The sequence below is a fragment of the Rubrimonas sp. genome, assembly GCF_036788415.1.
GTDB lineage: Bacteria > Pseudomonadota > Alphaproteobacteria > Rhodobacterales > Rhodobacteraceae > Rubrimonas.
Window position 1 is genome coordinate 1 of the sequence record NZ_DAIQNN010000014.1, and the last position, 22,038, is coordinate 22,038.

Consider the following 22,038-nt stretch of genomic DNA (forward strand, 5'->3'; position numbering starts at 1 on the left):
CTAGCAGCGGCGCGCGACATCGGGGCGCGACCTCGGCGCCGGCGAGGAACTGACCTGCGACTACCGGGTCGTACGCATGCGACGGTTCGGATGAGCGCGGCTTGGGGCCAATTCTATGGAGCCGCGGCGACCGCTGCGGTTTTGCTCGGCGACTTTGCGCTTAAGATCGGCGCGGATCGCGGCCTGCCGATGTCTTCGGTCCCGGTTCCCGCCGGCGCAGCGCTCTACGCCGTCTCTGCGGCTGGGTGGTTCATGGCGATGCGGCTGATCTCCCTCTCGCAGATCGGCGTCGCGCTTTCGGTTTTCACATTGCTCGCGCTCTGCGCGATGGGCGTCCTGCTCTTCAACGAGACCGTGAGCGCACGCGACCATCTGGGAATAGCGCTGGCGGTGCTCGCCATTCTCTTGCTGTCGCGCTTGGTCTGACGACGCTCGACTGTCCGGGTCCGGCGAGCCTGATCGCCTTTTGACGAAATACGGTTGTCGCAGTCGGCGCGCCGTCGCAGATCGGGAGGAACGGCTGCGTCCGCCGCGACGCCCTCAGCGCGCCGTCTCGCCGATCAGGCGATGGCGCAGCCGCGCCGACAGAGCGTCGATCAGATAGACCGTGGCGATGATCATGATGATGATGGTCCAGACTTCGGGCCAGTTGTTGGCCCCGATCCGGTCGTAGAGCATGAACCCCACGCCGCCCGCGCCGACCACGCCGAGGATGGTCGAGGAGCGCGTGTTGGACTCCAGATGGTAGAGCGCGTTCGAGATCATCACCGGCGCGACCTGCGGGAGCACCGCGAAGCGCACGTTTTGCGCCGTCGAGCCGCCCGCCGCGCGCACTCCCTCGACGGGCTTCTCCGACACGTTCTCCAGCGCCTCGGCGAAGAGCTTGGCCAGCACGCCCGTGTCCGCGACCGCAATGGCGAGGATGCCGGCGAGCGGCCCGAGCCCGAAGGCTCGGATGAAGATCAGCGCGAGGATCAGCGTCTCGAAGGCGCGCACCGTGTCGAAGCCGCGGCGCATGAAGACGCGCGCCCACTCCCAGCGGTTGATGGTTTTCGCCCCGAAGAAGGCGAGCGGGAACGCCGCGACCGCCGCCAGAACCGTGCCGAGAAAGGCCATCGCGACCGTCTCGGCGATGGCCTCGATCGGCTCCATCCAGCCTTCGAGCGTCGGGTAGAGATGCGGCGGGAACATGAAGGAGGCGACGCGGCCGAAACGCTCGACGCCCTGCCAGAGGCGGGCGGGCGAGGCGTCGAAGGCATAGAGGCACCAGGCGACCAGAAGGGCGAGCGCGCCCCAGACCAGTCGGCGCCGCCAGATCACGGCGGGCGGATCGCGGAAGGCCAGCGGGTGGGCGGCGCGCAGGCGCGCGATCTCGGCGGCGGAGATGTCGGTCATCGCGTGGCCTCCCCGATGCCGATGACGCGGTGGCGCAGCTTCTCGCAGCCGAAATCAATCGCGAACACCGTGAACAGGATGATGACGAACAGCGCCGATATGTCCGCATATTCCTGCAGGGACAGGGCGGTGCGGATCTCCTGCCCAAGCCCGCCCGCGCCGACGAAGCCGATGATCGATGAGGAGCGCACGTTGATCTCGAAGCGCAGCAGCGTGTAGCTGAGAATGTTGGGCAGCACCTGCGGGAACACGCCGTAGCGCATCTGTGCGAACCAGTCGCCGCCTGCGGCGCGAACGCCTTCCACGGGGCGCATGTCGGCGTTTTCGTTGACTTCGGCGTAGAGCTTGCCGAGCGCGCCGGTCGCGTGCAGCCCGATCGCGAGCACGCCCGCGAGCGGCCCGACCCCCAGGCAATAGACGAAGATCAGCGCCCAGACGAGTTCGGGCACGGTGCGCGCGATCTCGAGATAGCGCCGCGAGACCCAGTGCAGCCAGCGCGCGGGCGCGAGGTTGCGCGCGGCGGGGAAGCTCAGGACAAGCGCGCCGACGAAGCCGAGCAGGGTCGCCATGCAGGCGATCAGGATCGTCTCGACCAGCAATTGCAGCCAGACCCGCCAGCGCCAGAACCACTCGGCGAAATCGGCGGCGAGGCTCTCCCAGCGCAGCGTCGGCAGGAGCTTCCATACATACTCGCCGAGGCGCGGCAGGCCGGCCCAGACGATCCAGACGTCCTCGCCCCTGACCCGAACGGTCTTGAAGAAGTCGCCCAGCCATGCCGAGAGCAGCAGCAGGACGAGGATCGCGCCCGCGCCCACCGCCTGTTCGAGGCGCGCGCGGCGGCGGGCTTCGCGCCAGTCGATCTCGAAGGCGCGGATCGCGGGCGAGGCGGAGAGGGCGGCGTCGGTCATGGGAGCGCGCGGGGCCGGCGGGCGGCGCGAGGGCCGCCCGCCGCCGAGCCTCAGCCGCGGCGCTGGGCGCGCAGCCAGTTCTGCATGTCGACGATCCACTGGTAGCGGTCGTGGTCGACCTCGATCCAGCCGGCCTGCGTCGAGACCTCGCCGCCGGTCATCATCTTGAAGGCTTCGGGATCAGCGGTCACGATGTCCATGACAGCCGCCTTCATGTCCTGCTTGAGACCTTCGGGAAGGTTCGTTCGAGCGGTGAACGGGCCGGAGGTGATCTCGGGCGACTGCCAGATCGAACAGGCCTTGTCGGCGTCGATCATGCCCTTCCTGACCATGTTCTGGATCGCGCCGCTCGTCTCGTTGGTGGTGTAGGTCGCGGCGGCGTCGTAGGCGCCGTTCACCACGCCGATCACGCCGTTCTCGTGGCTGCCCGAGAACGGCGTCGCGGAGAAGTACGTCGCGGGGTCGATCTGCTCGCGCTCGATCAGGTTGTAGTAGGGCACCTGATAGCCCGAAGTCGAATCCGGGTCGGCGAAGGCGAGGACCTTGCCCTTCAGGTCGGCGAGCGTCTTGAAGGGGCCGTCGCACTGCGCCGCGATGATCGAGTAGTAGCCGGTCGAGCCGTCGTTCTGCCGGCGCGACAGGAGCGGCTCGACGCCCCCCTCCGTCTCGCTCCAGGCTGCCGCATAGGCCGACGAGCCGAGGAAGGCGAACTCGATCTGGTCGGCGGCGAGCGCCTGGATCACGCCGTCATAGGCCGAGGCGGTGAAGATCTCGACGTCCACGCCCAGCGTCTTCTCGAGATAGGCCTCGAAAGGCTGGTAGCGCTGGATGCGGTCCTTCTCGTTCTCGCCCGAAAGCACGCCGAAGCGGAGGGTCTTGAACTCGCTCTTCCAGTCCTCGGCGAGGGTGGGGGCGGCGATGGCGGCGACGGTCGCGGCGATGAGGCTGATGCGGATCATGTGTGGGCGTCCCTGTCTGGTTGATCGGGGGGCAGGCGTCCGGGGGGCAGGCGTCCGGGGGTCAGGCGTCCGGGGTCAGGCGTCCGGGGGTCAGGCGGCGGCGGTTCCGAGCGATGTCGAGGTCACGCGCTCGTTCAGCGCGTCGGCGCTCTCGACGCCGTAGATCTCTCGCACGCGCGCGTCGGTCAGCGCGCCTGCGGGGCCGTCGAACACCACGGCGCCGGCCCGCATCGCGAGGATGCGGTCGCAATAGGCGCGCGCGGTGTCGAGCGTGTGCAGGTTCACCAGCACGGTGATGCCGTCCTCGCGGTTGATCGCGCGCAGCGCGTCCATGACGCGGGTCGCGTTGGCGGGGTCGAGCGAGGCGATGGGCTCGTCGGCGAGCACGAGGCGCGGCTGCTGCACCAGCGCCTTGGCGATCGCCACCCGCTGCTGCTGCCCGCCCGAAAGCGTGCCCGCGCGTTGCAGGGCGTAGGCGGCCATGTCGAGCCGGTCGAGCGCGCGGATCGCCATGGCGCGCTCGGCGTCGGAGAAGCGCATCGCCATCGACGAGAAGAATCCGTGTTCGGACAGTCGTCCGATCAGCACGTTGGTCAGCACGTCGAGTCGGTCCACCAGATTGAACTGCTGGAAGATCATCGCGGACCGCGCGCGCCACTGCCGCAGCGCCCGGCCTCTCAGGGCGGTGACGTCGGTCTCGCCGAAGCGGATCGAACCCGCGCTGGGCTCGATCAGACGGTTGATCAGGCGCAGGAGCGTCGATTTTCCCGCGCCCGAGCGCCCGATCACGCCGACCATCTGACCCGCCGGCGCGCGGAAGGTGACGTCGTCGACCGCCGCGGCGGCCCCGAAGCGGCGCGTGAGACGTGTGATGACGAGTTCGCTGCTCATGTGTCTAGACATGGCATCCCGGCATGTCATGGGCGCGACGGGCGCATGAATTTTCCGCGTCGCCGCGCGGCGCGTTCCTGGGGTCACTCCGCGCCGCGCAGCGCGACCGTCCCGTCGCTGAAGATCTTGCGACCGGCGCGGAAAGCGGCGCGGACATGGCCGACGCCGGAATCGTCGGCGATCACGAGATCGGCGCGCAGCCCGGGCGCGATCGCGCCGCGGTCGGCAAGGCCCAGCGCCTTCGCCGGATTCGTCGTCGCGAGCCGCGTCGCTCCGGCGAGCCCGTCGGGGTCGCTGCGCGCGAGAACGAGGATCGCCGGCAGGATCGCCGAGGGGTGGTAGTCCGCAGCGAGGATGTCGAGAAGCCCCGCCGAATGGGCGTCGCGCGCGGACAGATTGCCCGAATAGCTCCGACCCCGCAGCGCGTTCGGCGCGCCCATCGCGACGGCCAGCCCCAGCCGGCGCGCCTCCGCCGCCGCCTCGGCTGTCACCGGGAACTCGCTGATCGTCGCGCCGAGGGCGCGCATCAGCGCCACCTTCTCGACCGTGTCGTCGTCATGGGAGGCGAGCGCGACGCCGTGTTCGGCGCAGACCCGCGCGACCGCGTCGAGCGTCGCCGCCATCCGCCCGGCATGGGCCTGCTTCTCGGCGATCCGCTCCCGCACCGCGATCTCGGCCTGCTCGGCGGTCAGCCCCTGCTCGCGCGCGGTCCTGCGCTTCAGCGCTTCGAGGTCGCGATACTGCCCTTGCCCCGGCGTGTGGTCGGTCAACGACACGAGGTCCACCGTGCCGTCGGCGATCAGCTCCTCCACCACGCCGAGCGCGTCGGGGAAGGTGATCTCGAAACGGGCGTGGACGCGGTGGTCGACCTTGAGGTCGGGCCGCATCGCCTTGAGCGCGCGCAGCATTTCGCGCGAATGGTCGTAGCTGCGCAGATGGCCGTAGGCCGATTTCGGATTGAAGCTCACGGCGGCGTAGGCGGTGGCGACGCCGGCGACCTTCAGGCGGCGGTCGAGGTCGCGCAGGCCGAGCTCCAACGGCATCCGCACGCCGGGGCGCGGCTCGACCTCGCGCTCGATCATGTCGCCATGCATGTCGATGAAGCCGGGCAGCAGCAGCAGACCGCCGCCCGACAGCGCCGCGCCGGCGACGGGTTCCTCGGCGATCTCGGCGATCGCGCCGTCCTCGACGCGGACCGAGCCCCGAGGCAGGACCCGGTCGGGCAGGACCACGCGGAAATCACTCAGCCACATGGGCGAACTCCTCCGGGCGCAGCGCGATCTCGCGGTCGATCAGGGGCCGCACGTCGGCGGGGTGATGGAAGACGCCGACGAGCGCCGCGCCCGCCGCCTTCAACTCGGCCAGCCGGACCGCCAGCGCCGCGCGGGCGCCCGCGTCGAGCGACGCCGTCGGCTCGTCGAGAAGCAACAGCCTGGGCGGACGGATCAGCGCCCGGGCGAGATTGACCTTCTGCTGTTCGCCGCCCGAGAAGGTCGAGGGATAGGCGCGCCAGAGCGCGGGCTTGACCCCGAAGGCCGAAAGCCAGCGCCGCGCCTCGTCGAGCGCCTCGGCGCTGTCCATGCCGGCTTGGAGCAGAGGCTCGGCCACAACGCCCTCAGCGGGAACGCGCGGGCGCGCAATCAGGAATTGGGTGACGAAGCCGATCTCGCGCCGCCGCAGGAAGGCCACGTCGACGTCGGCGGCGCAGGCGAGGTCGATCCGGCCCTCGCGCGCCTCGTACCAGACATGCCCGGCGACCGGCAGGCAGGAGCGGTAGAGCGTGCGCAGCAGCGTGGACTTGCCGACGCCGTTCGGTCCCGACAGCAGCAGGAACTCGCCTGGCCGGACCGAGAAGGACAGGTCGCGGAACGCGAGCAGGCTCTGGTCCAGATGGTGCATCCGGAAGGTCTTGGTCAGCCCTTCGACCGTCAGGATCGGGCGCATCGCGGCCTCACAGTTCGGCATGGACGAGTTGCTGGGTGTAGGGGTGCTGCGGATCGAGAAAGATCTGATCGGCGAGGCCCTCCTCGACCACTTCGCCACGGCGCATCACCATCACGCGGTCCGCCATCGTCCGGATCACGCCGAGATCGTGGCTGACGACCGCCATCGTGATCCGCCGCTCGCGCTGCAACCGCTTGAGCGTGTCGAGCACGAGGGCCTGCACGCTGACGTCGAGCCCGGTCGTCGGCTCGTCGAGCAGCAGAAGCGCGGGCTCCAGCGCGATGGCCTTGGCGAGCTGCACCCGCTGCTGCATCCCGCCCGACAGCTCCGCCGGCGGCGCGTCCATCCGCTCCAGCGGGAATTCCGACGCGTCGAGCGCCTCGCGCGCCCGACTTCGCAGCGCCGCGAAGCGCCGCTCGCCCGCGATCAGCAGCCGCTCGGCGACATTGCCCGAGGAGGTGTGGCGCATCAGCAGCCCGAGATGAGGATTCTGATAGACGATCCCCACATGGCGCGCGCAGAGCATCCGGCGGGCGTGGCGGTCGAGCGCGAAGAGGTTTTCGGGGGTTCCCGGCAGATCGAGCCGGTAGGCGCCCGCGTCGGGCGTCTCTTCGAGGTTGAGCATCCGCAGCAAGGTCGACTTGCCCGAGCCGCTCTCGCCGACGACGCCGAGCACTTCGCCCGCATGCACGCTCAGCGACACGTCCCGCAGCGCGACGACGTCGCCATAGCGCTTCGAGACGCCCGACAGCGCGACGCGCGGCGGCTGCGTCACAAGCCGCGGCGCCTCGCGCGGCGAAGCCGCGCCCGCAGAGGCCGTCATCGCCGCATCCTCCCCTCGACATACCAGGTCGCGCCGATCTCGACCGACTCGCCGTCGCCGTCGCCGTCGCCGTCGCGGGCGCGGATCGCCTTGACGCCGAGATGGCTGTCGGAGACCTCGTGCTCCGCCCCGCCATCCGCGCGCGGGATCTCGTTCATGAAGAACCCGCTCAGCCCGGAGCGGCGGCAGGTCAGTCCGGCGTGGTCCTCGATCCGGTAGGGGATGTCGGAGAACACCAGCGGCTCGACCCGCGTGAAGGGCGGCACGGCGTAGAGGCGCTTCTCGCGCCCGGCCGCCAGGATCGTCAGATGGCGGGCCATGTGCAGCTTGGGCAGGTCCCAGCGCGGGATCGGCGACGGCGTCATCACATGGCGCCCATTGACCAGCGCGGGATAGGACGCGCCCTGCATCACCCGGCCGGAGCGCACGATCTGCTCGTAGAGCGTCAGCCAGAGCCGCCCGTAATCGGCGTCGGCGTGCATCCGCCGGGCGACCGACATGTTCGGCTCGACCGGGCGCAGCGGTTCGGGGTTCGGGACCTGCAGCACGAGGATCTGGTCGGGGCGCAGGATCTCCTCGGGGATGCGGTGGCGCGACTGGATCAGCGTCGCCGCCTGCGTGTCCAGCGTGGTCGCCGCGCCCGAGACGCGCGCGATGAAGGAGCGGATCGAGGCGGCGTTGACGCTGTCGTCCGCGCCCTGGTCGATCACCTTGACCACATGGCGCGGGGTCGCGAGCGTGAGCGAGACTTGCAGCCCCCCCGTGCCCCAACCGCGCGCGATGGGCACTTCGCGGCTGGCGTAGGGCACCTGGCAACCCGGGATCGCCACCGCCTTGATCAGCCGGCGGCGGATCTCGCGCTTGGCCGAGGCGTCGAGAAAGCCGTAGGCGTAGGGCCGCCAGCTGCGGGCGAGGGCGGCGAGCGTCATGCGGGCTCCTGCGCGGGGGCGCTTTCGGCGGCTGAAGGCGCGGGGTCGGCCTTCGCCGCGGGGTCGATGGCCGCCGCGCCGCGCAGGGCGTCGAGCGCGGACTGGAACGTTACGTAATGCGGCAGCTTGAAGTGGATGCAGAAGCCCGACGCCTCCACCGGTTCGGTGTGGTAGAGCGTGAATTCCTCGTTCACCGGCGACGTTTTCGGCGCGCCGGCGGCGTTCAGGTCGAGCGTCGCCGCGGCGATCACCTTGACCTCGTTCCAGCCAAGCGTCGCGGCGAAGCCCAGCGTCAGCCCGCCCGCGCTCTTCGCCGTCACGACTTCCGCCTGGCTGGCGCGCACGCGACCGGCGCGGAAGACGACGCCGCTTGGATGGCGCACGCGCAGATCGGCCTCCGACAGGCGCAACTCGTTCACCGTGGGATGCGCGTTGCCGTAGCCGCGCATCGCCGCGTAGCCGAGCGTGAGCAGCCCCCCGGTGTCGGCCCGCGCGAGGCTCTGGAGCGCGTGCGCCCGGCTGGCGGGGAACAGCAGCGGCTCGCGCGTGACGTCGGGAATGTCGTCCTTCTCGACCGGTTGCGCTTCAATTTCTGCGACCAGACCCTGCGCCTTCTGCCAGCGCGCGAGCGAGGGGTGGCGGGCCGGCGCCGGGCGCGGCGCGGGCGCCACCGGCTCGGGCGCGAAGGTCCGCCCGTCGAGCACTTCGGTCGCCAGAACCCGGTGACTGTAATCGAGCGTCGGCCCGAGGATCTGGCCGCCGGGAATCTCCTTGAACGCCGCCGAGATGCGGCGATGCGTGAAGCTCTCCTCCTGCCGGACGGGTTCGGCGATCTGCAGGCGCGGCTGAGTGGTGCGCCAGGCCCGCAGCAGCAGGATCGCCTCGTATAGATCGCCCGCCGACTGCGCGAGCGCCAGCGCCGCCAGATCGGGCGCGTAGAGCGACGCCTCGCCCATCACGCGGTCGATCAGGTCGGGCAGCGCGGCTTCGAGCTCGGCCACGCGGGCGGGCGTGATCGCGCCGGCCCGCGCGCGGTGCATCCGCTCGGCCTGCTCGATGGCGCGTTCGCCGCCGCGCGCCGCGACATAGGCCATGGTCAGAGCTCCTCGATCCGGGTGGAGCGCGGAATCGCGGCGATCCTGTCGCCGTCGACGAAGATCATCTCGATCCCGAGCGGATAGCGGCAGAGCGCGGCGCGCGCCGCCCAGACCCCCGGATGGACCCCGCCGAGCCGCAGCAGCGCCTCGGTCTCGATCCCCGGCCCGACGAGCCGCAACGCCGGCCCGGCCCCGATGCGCGCCGGCGCGACGATCGTGGCGCCCGCGTCGGGGTAGAGCGGATCGCCCGCCGCCGCCTCGGCGAGCCGCGTCGCGGCGGCGGCGCTGTCGAGGGAGAGGAACACATGTCCGGACTGGCCGAGCGGCGCGGCGACCGCGCCGGTCCTGTGGATCACGTCCCGCAGGGCGTCGTCGCCGGGCCATCCCTCTTCGGCCCAGACGCGGCACTCCCGGTCGAGCAGCGCCAGCGCAAGCGGCGCGGGGCCCGGCTCGGGCATGCGGTGGACGCTCCCCGGCCGCGCCAGCGCGGCGAGCAGCGCGGCGAAGGTCGCATTGTCGCGGATCTCGGCGGCGTCGGGAGCGGGCGGCGCGGCGGGCTGAAGGATCGGCGCGAAGGCGATGGCGGCGTCGATGTCGGGGCCGGCCATCAGAACGTCTCCATCTCGACGCGGGTCGCCTCGATCCGGCGCAGGAGCGCGTCCTCCGCCTCGGCGATCTCGGCCGCCGCGGCGGCGAGGAAAGCTTCGAGCCGGTCCGTCTCGACGCCCGCCGCCCGCGCCGCGTCGATCACCGCCATCGCCATGGCGCGCTCGAGGTCATGCCCGATCACCATGCCGTAGCCCTCGACGCCGAAGGCCGGGAGCCGCAAATGCGCTTCCGCCGCCAGCACGTCGCCGAGCAGAAAATCGGTCTCCCGCACCGTGTCGCGCATCGGCAGCGTCACGAGGCCGGAGCGGCTCTCGATCACCTCGACCGCGCCGAGCAGCGGAAGGATCGCCTCGGCCTCGGCCTTCAGCTTCGCGGGGTCCATCGCGGCCAGGGTTTCGAGGGCCGCGACATGGCGGAGGGCGGCCTCGTCAGACATCGCCGCCGCCCGTCTCGCCGTAGGCCTCGATGAACGCGTCGATCCCGAGGCGGCGTATGTCGGGCAGGCGCGCGCGCAGCGCCTCATGGGGCCAGTCCCACCACGCCATGGCCATCAGCGCCTCGGCCTGACTCTCGGTGAAGCGCCGGCGGATCGGGCGCGCCGGCACGCCGCCGACGATCACATAGGGGGGGACGTCCTTCGAGACGACCGCCCCCGCCCCGATCACCGCGCCGTCGCCCACCGTGACGCCGGGCAGCACGGTCGCGCCATGCCCGATCCAGACGTCGTTTCCGATGGTCGTCCAATGCGACTTGCGCCAGGCGAAGAACTCCGCGTCGTCCTCGCCGAGATCGTACTGCGCAGAGCGATAGGTGAAATGGTGCTGGCAGGCCCGCCAGGTCGCGTGATTGCCCGGATTGATCCGCGCGCCCTCGGCGATCGAGCAGAACTTGCCGAAGGTCGACCAGACGACATTGCCGTCGCGCACGATGTAGGAGTAGTCGCCGAACTCGACTTCCCGCATGGTCACGCCGGCCTGGATCTCGGTCCAGCGCCCGAGCGCGCAGTCGATCACGGTCGCCGTGGGATGCACGGTCGGCGCTTCGCTCAATCGTTTCACGTCGTCTGCTCCGGATGCGCGCGCCGGGTGCGCAGGCCGTCTCCGCGAATCGCCCGAGGGTCCGGACAGCGCGCCGCCCCGGAGCGAAGCCCGCCTGTGGCGGCGCCCTGCCGGGTCCGCGACGCAGGCGGCCTCGATCCGGCGGGAACGTGCATGGGCCTCTCTCCTCCGACGTCGAAGCTTAGACGGGCCTTCGACGACGTTTGCGCGACATGCGCGACAAGCTTTCGCGAATTGCGCGGACCGCCCGAGGCGGGGACCTGCGCGTTCGGGCGCCGGAGCGCGCGACCCCGAGGCTGCGATGTCCGTCGATCCCGGCGTTCCAAATCCCTTCCGCAGGGCCGTTCGCGGCGCGTTCGACCGCTCCGAGCGGCATATCGGACTGGTCGTCGCCGATACGTCCTCCGTTCGTGGGCGTTTGGACGCAGGCCGCAGCTGCCCGCGGGCGGCGTCGCATCCCGGCAGGGCGCATCCGACGTGGTCGCCGTCGCGCATGAGCGCAGCGCCCCGACGTCCCCGCCGCTGCGATGGCGCGTGACGCGCGGAGGATACGCGTCGGCGCGATGCGGCGGCGAGAAAGCCCCCGATGGACATGCGCGGGGAAAGACGCGCTTCTCGGAAAGTTTCGCATCCAGATCGACCGCGCTGGAAAGGAGGCCGTCGCCTTCCCGGCGCTCGCCCTCTCCGATCGGACCCGCGCCGGCCCCGGCGATCAGGCCGTGCTCGATCCGGGGCGCGCCGCGCATCTCCCCGCGGGCGTCGCGAAGGTCGCTCGCCGGAATGCGACCGCAGGCGGCTCGGCTCCCTGCGCGGCGCGACCCGCCGCCCGGGCGACGCGCGCGCCGCTCATCCGCCCTTCCGCGTCGGCGCTGACCTGCCGCTCGAACGCGTCGCCATGCGCGCCCACGAGCGCCGGCGCGGCGATCAGGCCGCGTCCGTCGATGACGAGCGCGCCGCGCTCGGCGGGCCCGTCCGGCCGCGCGATCTCGCCGCCGGCCATGGTCAGCGCGCCGTCGACGAGGCCGTCCGGCGTCGGCAAGGCCGCGTTCTCGATCACGATCGGCGGAAGATCGGCGTCGGCGGCGTCGCCTTCGCCGTCGTCGCCTCGGATGTCCGGGGGTCCTTCCTGCGAGATCGAGACGGCGGTCGCGACCCGCTTCGGCGACCCGCGGCGCCCGGACCTGCGGCGGCGCGCGCCGGCGGCGGCATCCGACTTCCGTCTAAGGCGGTCCTGAAAGGGCTTGCCGCAGGGCGATGCGCGCCGCTTCAATGCCCGCGGCGGTTGCGAGCGCGACCGACAAGCGCCGACCTGCATCATCGCCCCGACACGCAACATGGAGATCGCGATGCCTCTCGACGCCGGAAAACACCCCACGCGCCACGCCCGCCTGATCGCATGGGTCGAGGAGATGGCGGCCCTCTGCCAGCCCGACGCCGTCCGCTGGGCCGACGGCTCGGACGCCGAATGGGACGAGCTGACCCAGCTGATGGTCGACGGCGGAACCTTCATTCGCCTCAACCCCGAGAAGCGCCCCAACTCCTTCCTCTGCCGCTCCGACCCGCGCGACGTCGCCCGCGTCGAGGACCGCACCTATATCTGCTCCAGCAACAAGAACGACGCCGGCCCGACCAACAACTGGGCGCCTCCCGGCGAGATGAAGGACAAGCTGCGCGGGCTGTTCAAGGGCTGCATGCGTGGGCGCATCATGTATGTGATCCCGTTCTCGATGGGTCCGCTGGGCTCGGACATCGCGCAGATCGGGATCGAAATCACCGACAGCCCCTATGTCGTCGTCAACATGCGGATCATGACGCGGATGGGCCAGGCCGTCCTAGACGTCCTCGGCCCCGAGGGCGCCTTCGTGCCGTGCCTGCATTCGGTGGGGCAGCCGCTCGAGCCCGGGCAGGCCGACGTCGCCTGGCCCTGCGACCCGCCCAACACCCACATCGTGCATTTCCCGGAGGAACGCACGATCTGGTCCTACGGCTCGGGCTATGGCGGCAACGCGCTGCTCGGCAAGAAGTGCTTCGCGCTGCGCATCGCCTCGGTGATGGCGCGCGACGAGGGCTGGCTGGCCGAGCACATGCTCATCCTCGGCGTCGAGAGCCCCAAGGGCGAAAAGACCTATGTCGCGGCCGCCTTCCCGTCGGCTTGCGGCAAGACCAATTTCGCTATGATGGTCCCGCCCGAGGGCTTCGAGGGCTGGAAAGTCCTGACCGTCGGCGACGACATCGCCTGGATCAAGCCCGACGCCGACGGCGTGCTGCGCGCGATCAACCCTGAAGCCGGCTTCTTCGGCGTCGCCCCCGGCACCTCGATGAAGACCAACCCCAACGCGATCAAGACCCTGCACGCCAACTGCATCTACACCAACGTCGCCTTGACCGACGACGGCGACATCTGGTGGGAAGGCCTCAGCGAGCCGCCGGCGCATCTGATCGACTGGAAGGGGCAGGACTGGACGCCCGATTGCGGTCGCCTAGCCGCCCATCCCAACTCGCGCTTCACCGCCCCCGCGAACCAGTGCCCGACCATCGATCCGGCCTGGGAGGACCCCAAGGGCGTGCCGATCGCGGCCTTCATGTTCGGTGGGCGCATGAGCAAGAGCACGCCGCTGGTCTATCAGGCGTTCAACTGGAGCCATGGCGTCTACAACGCCGCCGTGATGGGCTCGGAAGCCACCGCCGCCGCCGTCGGCCAGGCCGCGATGCGGCGCGATCCGATGGCGATGCTGCCGTTCTGCGGCTACAACATGGCCGATTATTTCGCCCATTGGCTCGACCTGGGCCGCCACATCCCCAACCCGCCGCGCATCTTCCGCGTCAACTGGTTCCGCAAGGACGACGACGGCAAGTTCATCTGGCCCGGCTTCGGCCAGAACATGCGCGTGCTGAAATGGGTGGTCGACCGCGTGCATGGACGCACCACGCCGGTCGAAAGCCCGCTGGGCTGGATGCCGCGCTACGAGGACATCGAGTGGACCGGCCTCGATTTCCCGCGCGCCACCTATTACGAGTTGATGACGGTGGATCGCGATCCCGGAACCGCCGAGGCGCACGACCACGAGAAGCTGTTCGACCGCTTCTTCGACCGGCTGCCCAAGGAGTTCATCTACGAGCGCGAATTGCTGCGCTCGCGGCTGTGGCGCTCGCCCGAGCATTGGGGCCTCGTGCACGAACGCTGACAAGGCGCGCGGCGCGGGGGCTTCCGCCTCCGCGCCCACCCGGCTAGGCTCGGGTCGTCCTACCCGACGGAGCCCCCAGATGTCCGATCTCGACGCCGCCCTCGCCCGCCTCGACGCCGACCGCGAGGGGGCGCTCGCGCGGCTGTTCGACTGGCTGCGCATCCCCTCGATCTCGACCGACCCGGCCCATGCGCCCGACTGCCGCCGCGCCGCCGACTGGCTGGTCGCCGATCTGCGGAGCATGGGCTTCGAGGCCGAGGCCCATCCCACCGCCGGCCACCCCATCGTCGTCGCGCATCGCCGCAAGGAAGGGCCGTCGGCGCTGTTCTACGGGCATTACGACGTGCAGCCGGTCGACCCTCTGGAGCTGTGGGAGCGCGACCCGTTCGACCCGGTCCTCGCCGCGCGCCCCGACGGCGCGCAGGAGATCCGGGCGCGCGGGGCGTCCGACGACAAGGGCCAGGTGATGACCTTCGTCGAGGCCTGCCGGGCGTGGCTGGCGGCGACGGGCGACCTGCCGATCTCGGTGTCGCTGCTGATCGAGGGCGAGGAGGAATCGGGCGGCGAGCATCTGCCCGGCTTCATGCAGGCGCACAAGGACGCGTTGCGCGCCGATATCGGGCTGATCTGCGACACCGGCATGTGGAGCCCGGAGGCGCCGGCGATCACCACCATGCTGCGCGGCCTGTGCGGCGAGGAGATCGTGATAACCGCCGCCGACCGCGACCTGCATTCCGGCCATTTCGGCTCGGCCGCCGCGAACCCCAACCGCGTCCTCGCGCGAATCCTCGCCGACCTGCACGACGCGGACGGGCGGGTGACGATCCCCGGCTTCTACGAAGGCGCGCCCGAACTGCCCGAGACGCTGCGGGCGCAATGGGCGGCGCTCGGCTTCGACGAGGCGGCGTTTCTGGGGCAGGTGGGGCTGAGCATTCCCGCCGGCGAGCGGGGCCGCAGCGCGCTCGAGCAGACATGGTCGCGCCCCACCGCCGAGATCAACGGCATGGGCGGCGGCTATCAGGGGCCGGGCTTCAAGACGGTGATTCCGTCCAAGGCGTCGGCTAAAGTCAGCTTCCGGCTGGTGTTCGACCAGGACCCGCACGCGATCCGGGCCGCCTTCCGCGATTTCGTCCGCGCCCGCGTTCCTGCGGACTGCACCGTGGATTTCATCGAGCACGGGTCGGGCAGGGCGGTCGCCTTCCCCGTGGACGACCCGGCGTTCGAGAAGGCGCGCGCCGCTCTGTCGGCGGAATGGGGGCGCGAGGCGGCCTTCATCGGGGCGGGCGGCTCGATCCCGGTGACGCGCGAGTTCAAGGACGTGCTGGGCATGGACGTGATCCTCGCCGGCTTCGCGCTGGAGGACGACCGCATCCACAGCCCCAACGAGAAATACGATCTGCGCTGCTTCCAGAAGGGCGCGCGCTCCTGGGCGCGGGTGCTGGCGGCGCTGGCGGGCTGACCTGGGCGGGGGAGGGGGCTCAGAAAAGCCCTTCCGCCGCCCCTTCCGCCGACCAGATGCGCACGCCGCGCGCCTGCGCCGCGGCGTCCGCCGGGAAGGCGCGGTCGGCGCGGATGCGCACCGGGCCGGGGCGGGGTTCGACGCCCTGCGGCGGCACGGCGACGAAGTCGTATTCCAGCATCCCGTCCGCCGAGACCGCCGGGTCGCGAGGGCGCAGCTGCGGCGCCGACCATCCCACAGTCGGAACGCGCCCGAACACGCTGAGCGCGAAGCCGTCGCGCGTGCGGCCGAGCTCCATCGCCTCGATCTGCGCCACCGGAGCGCGCAACCCGTCGAGATAGCGCTGCGCGAGGGCTGGGTCGGGCGGGTCGGAGAGATTCCCGCCGACCGTGCATCCCGCCGCAATCGATGCGGCCAGCGCCGCCGTCAGAACCGCAGCCCGTCCGCGCCTCGCACTCACCGCCGCCATCTCACCCTCTCCGCCGAAACCTTGGGGCGCGACCTAACCCGATATCGCGCGCGGTGAAAAGCGCTCTGGACCGCGGCGGCGCGCGCGCCTAAGTCCGGGTGAGGCAGGGAGGGGCTCATGAGCACTCAGCGCGGCTTCGAGGAGATCGCCGAGGACATGGCGTTTCTCGACGACTGGGAGGACCGCTACCGCTACGTCATCGAGCTCGGCAAGGCGATGCCGCCGCTCGACGAGGCGCTGCGCACGCCGGGCGCGAAGGTGGACGGCTGCGCCAGCCAGGTCTGGATCGTCCCGGCGTTGCGCGAGGGCCGCGTCGCCTTCGACGGCGACAGCGACGCGATGATCGTGCGCGGGCTGATCGCGGTGCTGCGCGCGCTCTATTGCGGGCGCACGCCGCAGGAGGCGGCGGCGCTCGACGCGCAGGCGGCGCTCGCCAGGCTCGGGCTCGATCAGGCGCTGTCGGCGCAGCGCTCGAACGGCCTGCGCGCGATGGTGGACCGGCTGCGCGCCTTCGCGACGGAGGCGCAGGCGGCGTGAGCGCGGCGACCCGGCCCGGCGCGTCAGCGATTTCTTCACGGCGCGGCGGCAGGGTCGCCCGCGGGCGGGCCGCAGGGCGCGCCGTGACGGGAGGGGGCGGGGCGATGCGGGACGCGCCGGAAGCGGATCAGGCGCCGCCGGACGAGGCGGCGCTTCTGCGACGCGGCCTGCCCGCGCCGCTGCGGCCCGATCCCTCGCCCGAGCGGGTGATGTTCGTGGCCTGCGGAGCGCTCGCGCCCGACCTTCTCGCGCTGAAGACGGCGAACGGCTGGGACCATGTCGATCTCGACTGTCTGCCCGCGATCCTGCACAGCGCGCCCGAGCGCATCCCCGAGGCGCTGCGCCTGCGGCTGCGCGCCGCCCGCGCGCGCGGCTACGGGCGCGTCGTCGCGGTGTTCGGCGATTGCGGGACCGGCGGGCGGCTCGACGTCGTCTGCGCCGAGGAAGGCGTCGAGCGCCTGCCGGGGCCGGATTGCCAGGCGGTCTTCGCCGGGCGCGACGCTTTCGCCGCAGCCGTCGCCGCCGAGCCCGACGCGTTCCACCTCACCGATTTCCTCGCGCGCCATTTCGACGCGATCTTCTGGCGCGGCATGGGGCTCGACCGTCACCCCGAACTGCGCGAGATGCTGTTCGGCCACTTCACCGTTCTCGTGCATCTGGCGCAGACCGACGACGCGGCGACCGACGCCGCCGCGCGCGAGGCCGCCCGCAAGCTGGGCCTGCGCTTTTCGCGCCGCTTCACCGGGCGCGCGGCGCTGGAGGCGGATCTGGCGGGCTTCGTCGCCCGCCCGGGCGCGCGCTGAGATGGCGCAGCCGGCGGCGCCGGAAGCGCTGTTCTACCACCTGACCGCCCGTCCGCTCGAGCAGGCGGCGCCGGAAATCCTCGAGAAATGCCTTGAACGCGGCTGGCGGGTGACGCTGCGCGCCGGCTCGCGCGCCCGCGTCGAGGCGCTGAACGCCCATCTGTGGACCTATCGCGACGACGCCTTCCTGCCGCATGGCGACGCGTCGGACGGCGCCGCCGACCGCCAGCCGATCTATCTCACCGACGGCCCCGAGACCCCGAACGCGCCGGAGGTGCTGATGCTGGTGGACGGCGCGCAGGCCGCGCCGGGCGAATGGACGGCGCACCGCCGGGTCGTGCTGATGTTCGACGGCTGGGACGAGGCGGCGGTCGCCGCCGCGCGCGCCGCCTGGCGCGAGGCCGTCGCCGCCGGCGCCGCCGCGACCTACTGGGCGCAGGACGCGGGCGGGCGCTGGACGCGCAAGGCGCAAGCCTGAAAGGGCTTTCTCCCCCGGCGCGCGCGGCCTATATGGCGCGCATGCTCGACGCGATCCGCAAATTCTTCGCCGCGCCTGAAGCCGCCGCCGCAGCCGACGACCCCGTCGTGGCGGTCGCAGCGCTGCTGGTGGAGCTCGCGCGGGCCGACGCCGACTACACCGACGCCGAGCGCGTCGTCGTCGAGCATCTTCTCGCAGGGCTGTTCGATCTCGACGCGGCCGAGGCGCGGCGGGCGCGGCTCGACGGCGAGGCGGCGCAGGCGCGCGCCGCCGACCTCGTGCGCTTCACCCGCGTGGTCAAGACGCAGCTGTCCGAGGCCGACCGCGTCGCGCTGATGGAAGGGCTCTGGAGCGTGGCGCTGAGCGACGGAACCCGCGATCCGCACGAGGACGCGCTGCTGCGCAAGCTCGCCCCCCTGATCGCCGTGACCGACCGCGACAGCGCCGAGGCGCGGATGCGCGCGCTCGCGCGCGGCGCCGGAACCGACGGCGGAGCTTGCTGATCGGCGCCCGCGCGGCCCGTCCCGAGGCTGCGACTCCGGCGATCGCGCGAACCTGTTCGATGGAGTCCTCTGGCGATCTTGGCGGAGGGTCTTCAACCACTTGGCCGCCCGGCGCCCCGCTTGAGCGCCCGACGCGGCTTCGCCGCGCCGCAGCGATGAGTTGACAGGCCCCCGGCCCGCGCCCATTTTCCGCCCCCGCGCCGGTCCGGCGCCCGGGAGAGCGGTCGGTCATGCCTGTCGTCGTCGTCGAATCGCCCGCCAAGGCCAAGACCATCAACGCCTATCTCGGCGCGGGCTACACCGTGCTCGCCTCCTACGGCCATGTGCGCGACCTGCCGCGCAAGGACGGCTCGGTCGATCCCGAGGCGGATTTCGCGATGATCTGGGAGGTCGACCCGAAATCCGCCAAGCATGTCCGCGCCATCGCCGACGCCGTGAAGGCGGACGGCGCGCTGATCCTCGCCACCGACCCCGACCGCGAGGGCGAGGCGATCTCGTGGCACCTGCTCGAGGCGCTGCGCGCGCGCAAGGCGCTGAAGAAGGACGCCCCTGTCAGCCGCGTCGTGTTCAACGCGATCACCAAGGCGGCGGTGACGGCGGCGATGAAGGCCCCGCGCGAGATCGACCAGCCGTTGGTCGACGCCTATCTGGCGCGGCGCGCTCTCGACTATCTGGTGGGCTTCACGCTTTCGCCCGTGCTCTGGCGCAAGCTGCCCGGGGCCAAGTCGGCGGGGCGCGTGCAGTCGGTCGCGCTGCGGCTGATCGTGCAGCGCGAGATGGAGATCGAGGCGTTCCGCCCGCGCGAGTTCTGGACCGTGAAGGCCGAGCTGCGCACGCCGATGGGCGAGGCCTACGCCGCCCGCCTCACGGCGCTGGACGGGCGCAAGCTCGACAAGTTCGACCTCGCCGACCGGGCGGCGGCGCGCGCGGCGGTGGATGCGGTCGCCGGCGCCGAGCTGACCGTGCGCTCGGTCGAGGCCAAGCCCGCGACGCGCAACCCCTATCCGCCCTTCATGACCTCCACGCTCCAGCAGGAGGCCAGCCGCAAGCTCGGCTTCGGCGCCAAGCAGACGATGAGCACGGCGCAGCGGCTCTACGAGGCCGGCCACATCACCTACATGCGCACCGACGGGCTCGACATGGCGCCCGAGGCGGTCACCGCCGCCCGCGCCGCCATCGCCGCCCGCTTCGGCACGAACTACCTCCCCGGTGCGCCGCGCCTCTACAAGACCAAGGCCAAGAACGCGCAGGAAGCGCATGAGTGCATCCGCCCCACGGCGATGGACCGGGCGCCAGAGGACATCAAGGGGCTGGAGAGCGACCAGCGTCGCCTCTACGAGCTGATCTGGAAGCGCGCTCTCGCCAGCCAGATGGAATCGGCGCGGCTGGAGCGCACGACAGTGGAGATCGCCGGCGGGCGCGTCGGCCTGCGCGCGACCGGACAGGTCGTGAAGTTCGACGGCTTCCTCAAGGTCTATGAGGAGGGCCGCGACGACGAGGAAGGCGAGGACGGCGCGCGCCTGCCCGCCATCCGCGAGGGCGAGGCGGCCCTCGTCCCGCCCTTCGCGCAATCGGCGCTGGCGGGCGAAGCCGGCAAGCTGGCCGAGCGCGAGGGCGACGCGCCCTTCGAGGCCGCCGACAAGGCCGTGCTCGGCGTCCAGAGCCACACCCAGCCGCCGCCGCGCTACACCGAGGCGACGCTGGTGAAGCGCATGGAGGAGCTCGGCATCGGCCGCCCCTCCACCTACGCCTCGATCATCGACACCATCGAGACCCGCGAATACGTCCGCAAGGACAAGAACAGGCTGATCCCCGAGGACAAGGGCCGCCTCGTGATCGCCTTTCTCGAAAACTATTTCCCGAAATACGTCGAATACGACTTCACCGCCGGGCTCGAAGAGGAGCTTGACGACGTGTCCGGCGGGCGCGCCGACTGGAAGCAGCTGCTGCGCGACTTCTGGCGCGACTTCACCGGCGCGGTGGACGAGACGAAAGAGCTGCGCATCTCCGAAGTGATCGAGAAGATCAACGAGGCGCTGGCGCCGCACCTCTTTCCCGACCGCGGCGACGGCTCCAACCCCCGCGCCTGCCCGACTTGCGGGGCGGGGCTCCTGAGCCTCAAGACCGGCAAGTTCGGCGCTTTCATCGGCTGCTCGAACTACCCCGAGTGCAAATACACCCGACCCTTGGGCGGGGAGCAGGACGGCCCGGCGGAGGCGGCGGGCGACGGCAAGCTGCTCGGCCACGACCCCGAGGGCCGGCCCGTCACGCTCCGGCTCGGCCGCTTCGGCCCCTATGTCCAGCTCGGCGAGCAGGAGGAGGGCGGCGACAAGCCCAAGCGCGCCTCGATCCCCAAGGGGGTCGACGCGGCGACGCTCGATCTGGCGCGCGCGCTCGATCTGCTGGCGCTGCCCCGCCTGATCGGCATGCACCCCGAAGACGGCGAGAAGGTCGAGGCGGGCATCGGGCGCTTCGGGCCTTACGTCAAATCCGGCAAGACCTATGCGAGCATCCCCGCCGGCGAGGACGTGCTGACCATCGGCATGAACCGCGCCGTCGACCTGATCGCCCAGAAGCGCGCGGGCGGCGGGCGGCGCGGCGCGGCGGAGCCCTTGCGGATGCTCGGCCAGCACCCCGACGGCGGAGACGTGGCGCTGTTCGCGGGCCGCTACGGCGCTTACGTCAAATGGGGCAAGGTCAACGCCACCCTGCCGAAGGAGACGCCGCCCGAGGCCGCCACGCTCGACGAGGCGCTCGCGCTGATCGCCGCCAAGGCCCCGGCGAAGAAGGCCCCGGCGAAGAAGGCCCCGGCGAAGAAGGCGGCGGCGAAGAAACCCGCTGCGAAGAAGACCGCGGCGAAAAAACCGGCTGCGAAAAAACCGGCTGCGAAAAAACCGGCTGCGGGGAAGGATGCCGCCCCGCAGGGCGATGGACAGGCGGCGGACTTGATCGGCGACGGGACCGACGCAGATAGTTCGGCATGATCCGAGCCGCCGCACTCTGCCTCGCCCTGTTCGCAGCCGCCCCTGCATCCGCTCAGCCGGCGCAGGCGGCGACGACGCCCTTCGTGGAGACCCGCACGCTCGTCCTCGCCCATGACGGGCGCGAGCGCAGCGCGATCATGGACGCCGCCCCCGATCTGCGCGACGCGCCGGTTCTGGTGGCGCTGCATGGCGGCATCGGCTCTGCGGGCTACATCCGCCGCCGCGCGGGCGTCACGCTCGCCCGGCGCGGCTGGGTGGTGCTCTGGCCCGAGGCGGTGGACGACTGGAGCGACGGGCGCGTCGACGCTAGCGGGCGCCCCTTCTCCGAGGTGGACGACGTCGGCTTCCTGCGCGCGCTGATCGAGGCGCTCGCCGCAGAGGGAACAGTCGATCCCGACCGCGTGTTCTTCGCCGGCCCCTCGATCGGCGGCATGATGACCCTGCGGATGCTCTGCGAGGCGCCCGATCTCGTGGCGGGCGCCGCAATCGCCATCGCCGCAGCGCCCATAGGGCTGGACTGCCCGGACGGTCCGCCCCGCCCGGTGCTCTATCTGCACGGCACGGCGGACGCCATCGTGCCGGAGGAAGGGGGCCGGATCGCCGGTTCGTTCCTGCTCGCCCGCGACCGCGGCTCGGCGGAGCCGGTCGCCGACACGCTCGCCCGCCTCGCCGCGCGCAACCGCTGCGACGGCTTCGCCGAGACGGCGCTGCCCGACCGCGTCGCCGACGACGGCAGCCGCGTGCTGCGCCGCGACTATCTCGGCTGCGCCGCGCCGCTTCGCCATTTCGTCGTCGAGGGCGGCGGGCACAGCTGGCCGGGCATGCGGCGCTCCGCGATGGGCGAGGCGCTGATCGGGGCGACCAATCAGGACATCTCGGCCACCGCCGAGATCGAGCGCTTCTTCGCCGAGATCGCCGCGCAGGGCGGATGACCGAAGCCCCGCCGCGTGCTAGAGCCCGAAGGGCGAGGGGCGCGCGACCAGCCCTCGCCGCCTGACCCGGTCGAC

The 22,038-nt window shown here is 71.6% G+C and carries 23 protein-coding genes; 9 read left to right on the forward strand and 14 right to left on the reverse strand.

Annotated features, from left to right (window positions below; translation table 11 throughout):
- The first annotated feature begins 189 nt into the window (after positions 1 to 189).
- The gene (locus V7Q31_RS05715; RefSeq protein ID WP_333832724.1) at positions 190 to 426 is read left to right on the forward strand and encodes a hypothetical protein; all 237 of its coding nucleotides are present in this window, start codon (positions 190 to 192) and stop codon (positions 424 to 426) included.
- Between the two features lie 114 nt (positions 427 to 540).
- Here the strand turns inward: V7Q31_RS05715 and phnE (V7Q31_RS05720) are convergent, their stop codons facing one another.
- From phnE (V7Q31_RS05720) to V7Q31_RS05780, 13 genes are all read right to left on the reverse strand, one after another.
- Positions 541 to 1,395, reverse strand: coding sequence for a phosphonate ABC transporter, permease protein PhnE (gene phnE, locus V7Q31_RS05720; protein ID WP_333832725.1), 855 nt, complete (start codon positions 1,393 to 1,395; stop codon positions 541 to 543).
- Complete coding sequence (gene phnE, locus V7Q31_RS05725) at positions 1,392 to 2,303, reverse strand: phosphonate ABC transporter, permease protein PhnE (protein WP_333832726.1); 912 nt, start codon at positions 2,301 to 2,303, stop codon at positions 1,392 to 1,394. Before phnE (V7Q31_RS05725) ends, phnE (V7Q31_RS05720) begins: the two co-directional genes overlap by 4 nt.
- Positions 2,304 to 2,353: 50 nt before the next feature.
- Complete coding sequence (gene phnD, locus V7Q31_RS05730; protein WP_333832727.1) at positions 2,354 to 3,262, reverse strand: phosphonate ABC transporter substrate-binding protein; 909 nt, start codon at positions 3,260 to 3,262, stop codon at positions 2,354 to 2,356.
- A 90-nt stretch (positions 3,263 to 3,352) separates the two neighbouring features.
- Positions 3,353 to 4,153 (reverse strand): phosphonate ABC transporter ATP-binding protein, encoded by an 801-nt coding sequence (gene phnC / locus V7Q31_RS05735; protein ID WP_333832728.1) that lies wholly within the window; start codon positions 4,151 to 4,153, stop codon positions 3,353 to 3,355.
- An 83-nt stretch (positions 4,154 to 4,236) separates the two neighbouring features.
- Positions 4,237 to 5,406 carry an alpha-D-ribose 1-methylphosphonate 5-triphosphate diphosphatase gene (locus tag V7Q31_RS05740; RefSeq protein ID WP_333832729.1) on the reverse strand — a complete coding sequence of 390 codons (1,170 nt, stop codon included), beginning with the start codon at positions 5,404 to 5,406 and terminating at the stop codon, positions 4,237 to 4,239.
- Positions 5,393 to 6,097, reverse strand: coding sequence for a phosphonate C-P lyase system protein PhnL (locus tag V7Q31_RS05745; protein WP_333832730.1), 705 nt, complete (start codon positions 6,095 to 6,097; stop codon positions 5,393 to 5,395). The genes V7Q31_RS05740 and V7Q31_RS05745 overlap by 14 nt, the downstream gene beginning before the upstream one ends.
- Before the next feature lie 7 nt (positions 6,098 to 6,104).
- Positions 6,105 to 6,920 (reverse strand): ATP-binding cassette domain-containing protein, encoded by an 816-nt coding sequence (locus V7Q31_RS05750; protein WP_333832731.1) that lies wholly within the window; start codon positions 6,918 to 6,920, stop codon positions 6,105 to 6,107.
- A complete protein-coding gene (locus tag V7Q31_RS05755; protein WP_333832732.1) occupies positions 6,917 to 7,849 on the reverse strand; it encodes an alpha-D-ribose 1-methylphosphonate 5-phosphate C-P-lyase PhnJ in 933 nt (310 codons plus the stop codon). Before V7Q31_RS05755 ends, V7Q31_RS05750 begins: the two co-directional genes overlap by 4 nt.
- Complete coding sequence (locus V7Q31_RS05760) at positions 7,846 to 8,943, reverse strand: carbon-phosphorus lyase complex subunit PhnI (RefSeq protein WP_333832733.1); 1,098 nt, start codon at positions 8,941 to 8,943, stop codon at positions 7,846 to 7,848. The genes V7Q31_RS05755 and V7Q31_RS05760 overlap by 4 nt, the downstream gene beginning before the upstream one ends.
- A gap of 2 nt (positions 8,944 to 8,945) precedes the next feature.
- Positions 8,946 to 9,554, reverse strand: a complete 609-nt coding sequence (phnH, locus tag V7Q31_RS05765; protein WP_333832734.1) for a phosphonate C-P lyase system protein PhnH — start codon at positions 9,552 to 9,554, stop codon at positions 8,946 to 8,948.
- Entirely contained in the window at positions 9,554 to 9,991 is a 438-nt protein-coding gene (locus V7Q31_RS05770) for a phosphonate C-P lyase system protein PhnG (protein ID WP_333832735.1), read from the reverse strand. The genes phnH and V7Q31_RS05770 overlap by 1 nt, the downstream gene beginning before the upstream one ends.
- Complete coding sequence (locus V7Q31_RS05775; RefSeq protein WP_333832736.1) at positions 9,984 to 10,613, reverse strand: DapH/DapD/GlmU-related protein; 630 nt, start codon at positions 10,611 to 10,613, stop codon at positions 9,984 to 9,986. Before V7Q31_RS05775 ends, V7Q31_RS05770 begins: the two co-directional genes overlap by 8 nt.
- A gap of 712 nt (positions 10,614 to 11,325) precedes the next feature.
- Entirely contained in the window at positions 11,326 to 11,670 is a 345-nt protein-coding gene (locus V7Q31_RS05780) for a hypothetical protein (RefSeq protein WP_333832737.1), read from the reverse strand.
- 289 nt (positions 11,671 to 11,959) lie between these two features.
- Between V7Q31_RS05780 and V7Q31_RS05785 the strand changes: the two genes are divergently transcribed.
- Together V7Q31_RS05785 and V7Q31_RS05790 are read left to right on the forward strand one after the other, a co-directional pair.
- Complete coding sequence (locus tag V7Q31_RS05785; protein ID WP_333832738.1) at positions 11,960 to 13,798, forward strand: phosphoenolpyruvate carboxykinase (GTP); 1,839 nt, start codon at positions 11,960 to 11,962, stop codon at positions 13,796 to 13,798.
- 79 nt (positions 13,799 to 13,877) lie between these two features.
- Positions 13,878 to 15,257: a dipeptidase gene (locus tag V7Q31_RS05790; protein WP_333832739.1), complete on the forward strand. Its 1,380-nt coding sequence runs from the start codon at positions 13,878 to 13,880 to the stop codon at positions 15,255 to 15,257.
- A 19-nt stretch (positions 15,258 to 15,276) separates the two neighbouring features.
- On the opposite strand, the gene V7Q31_RS05795 is transcribed toward V7Q31_RS05790, so the two are convergent.
- The gene (locus V7Q31_RS05795; RefSeq protein WP_333832740.1) at positions 15,277 to 15,726 is read right to left on the reverse strand and encodes a hypothetical protein; all 450 of its coding nucleotides are present in this window, start codon (positions 15,724 to 15,726) and stop codon (positions 15,277 to 15,279) included.
- 117 nt (positions 15,727 to 15,843) lie between these two features.
- Between V7Q31_RS05795 and V7Q31_RS05800 the strand changes: the two genes are divergently transcribed.
- The 6 genes from V7Q31_RS05800 (at position 15,844) to V7Q31_RS05825 (ending at position 21,963) form a co-directional block, all read left to right on the forward strand.
- Positions 15,844 to 16,263 (forward strand): SufE family protein, encoded by a 420-nt coding sequence (locus V7Q31_RS05800; protein ID WP_333832741.1) that lies wholly within the window; start codon positions 15,844 to 15,846, stop codon positions 16,261 to 16,263.
- Between the two features lie 104 nt (positions 16,264 to 16,367).
- Complete coding sequence (locus V7Q31_RS05805; RefSeq protein WP_442976365.1) at positions 16,368 to 17,066, forward strand: DUF1638 domain-containing protein; 699 nt, start codon at positions 16,368 to 16,370, stop codon at positions 17,064 to 17,066.
- A gap of 1 nt (position 17,067) precedes the next feature.
- A complete protein-coding gene (locus tag V7Q31_RS05810) occupies positions 17,068 to 17,544 on the forward strand; it encodes a DNA polymerase III subunit chi (protein WP_333832742.1) in 477 nt (158 codons plus the stop codon).
- A 32-nt stretch (positions 17,545 to 17,576) separates the two neighbouring features.
- Complete coding sequence (locus V7Q31_RS05815) at positions 17,577 to 18,047, forward strand: tellurite resistance TerB family protein (RefSeq protein ID WP_333832743.1); 471 nt, start codon at positions 17,577 to 17,579, stop codon at positions 18,045 to 18,047.
- Positions 18,048 to 18,277: 230 nt separating this feature from the next.
- Complete coding sequence (gene topA, locus V7Q31_RS05820) at positions 18,278 to 21,031, forward strand: type I DNA topoisomerase (RefSeq protein WP_333832744.1); 2,754 nt, start codon at positions 18,278 to 18,280, stop codon at positions 21,029 to 21,031.
- Positions 21,028 to 21,963: an alpha/beta hydrolase family esterase gene (locus V7Q31_RS05825; protein WP_333832745.1), complete on the forward strand. Its 936-nt coding sequence runs from the start codon at positions 21,028 to 21,030 to the stop codon at positions 21,961 to 21,963. Before topA ends, V7Q31_RS05825 begins: the two co-directional genes overlap by 4 nt.
- Positions 21,964 to 22,038 lie beyond the last annotated feature (75 nt).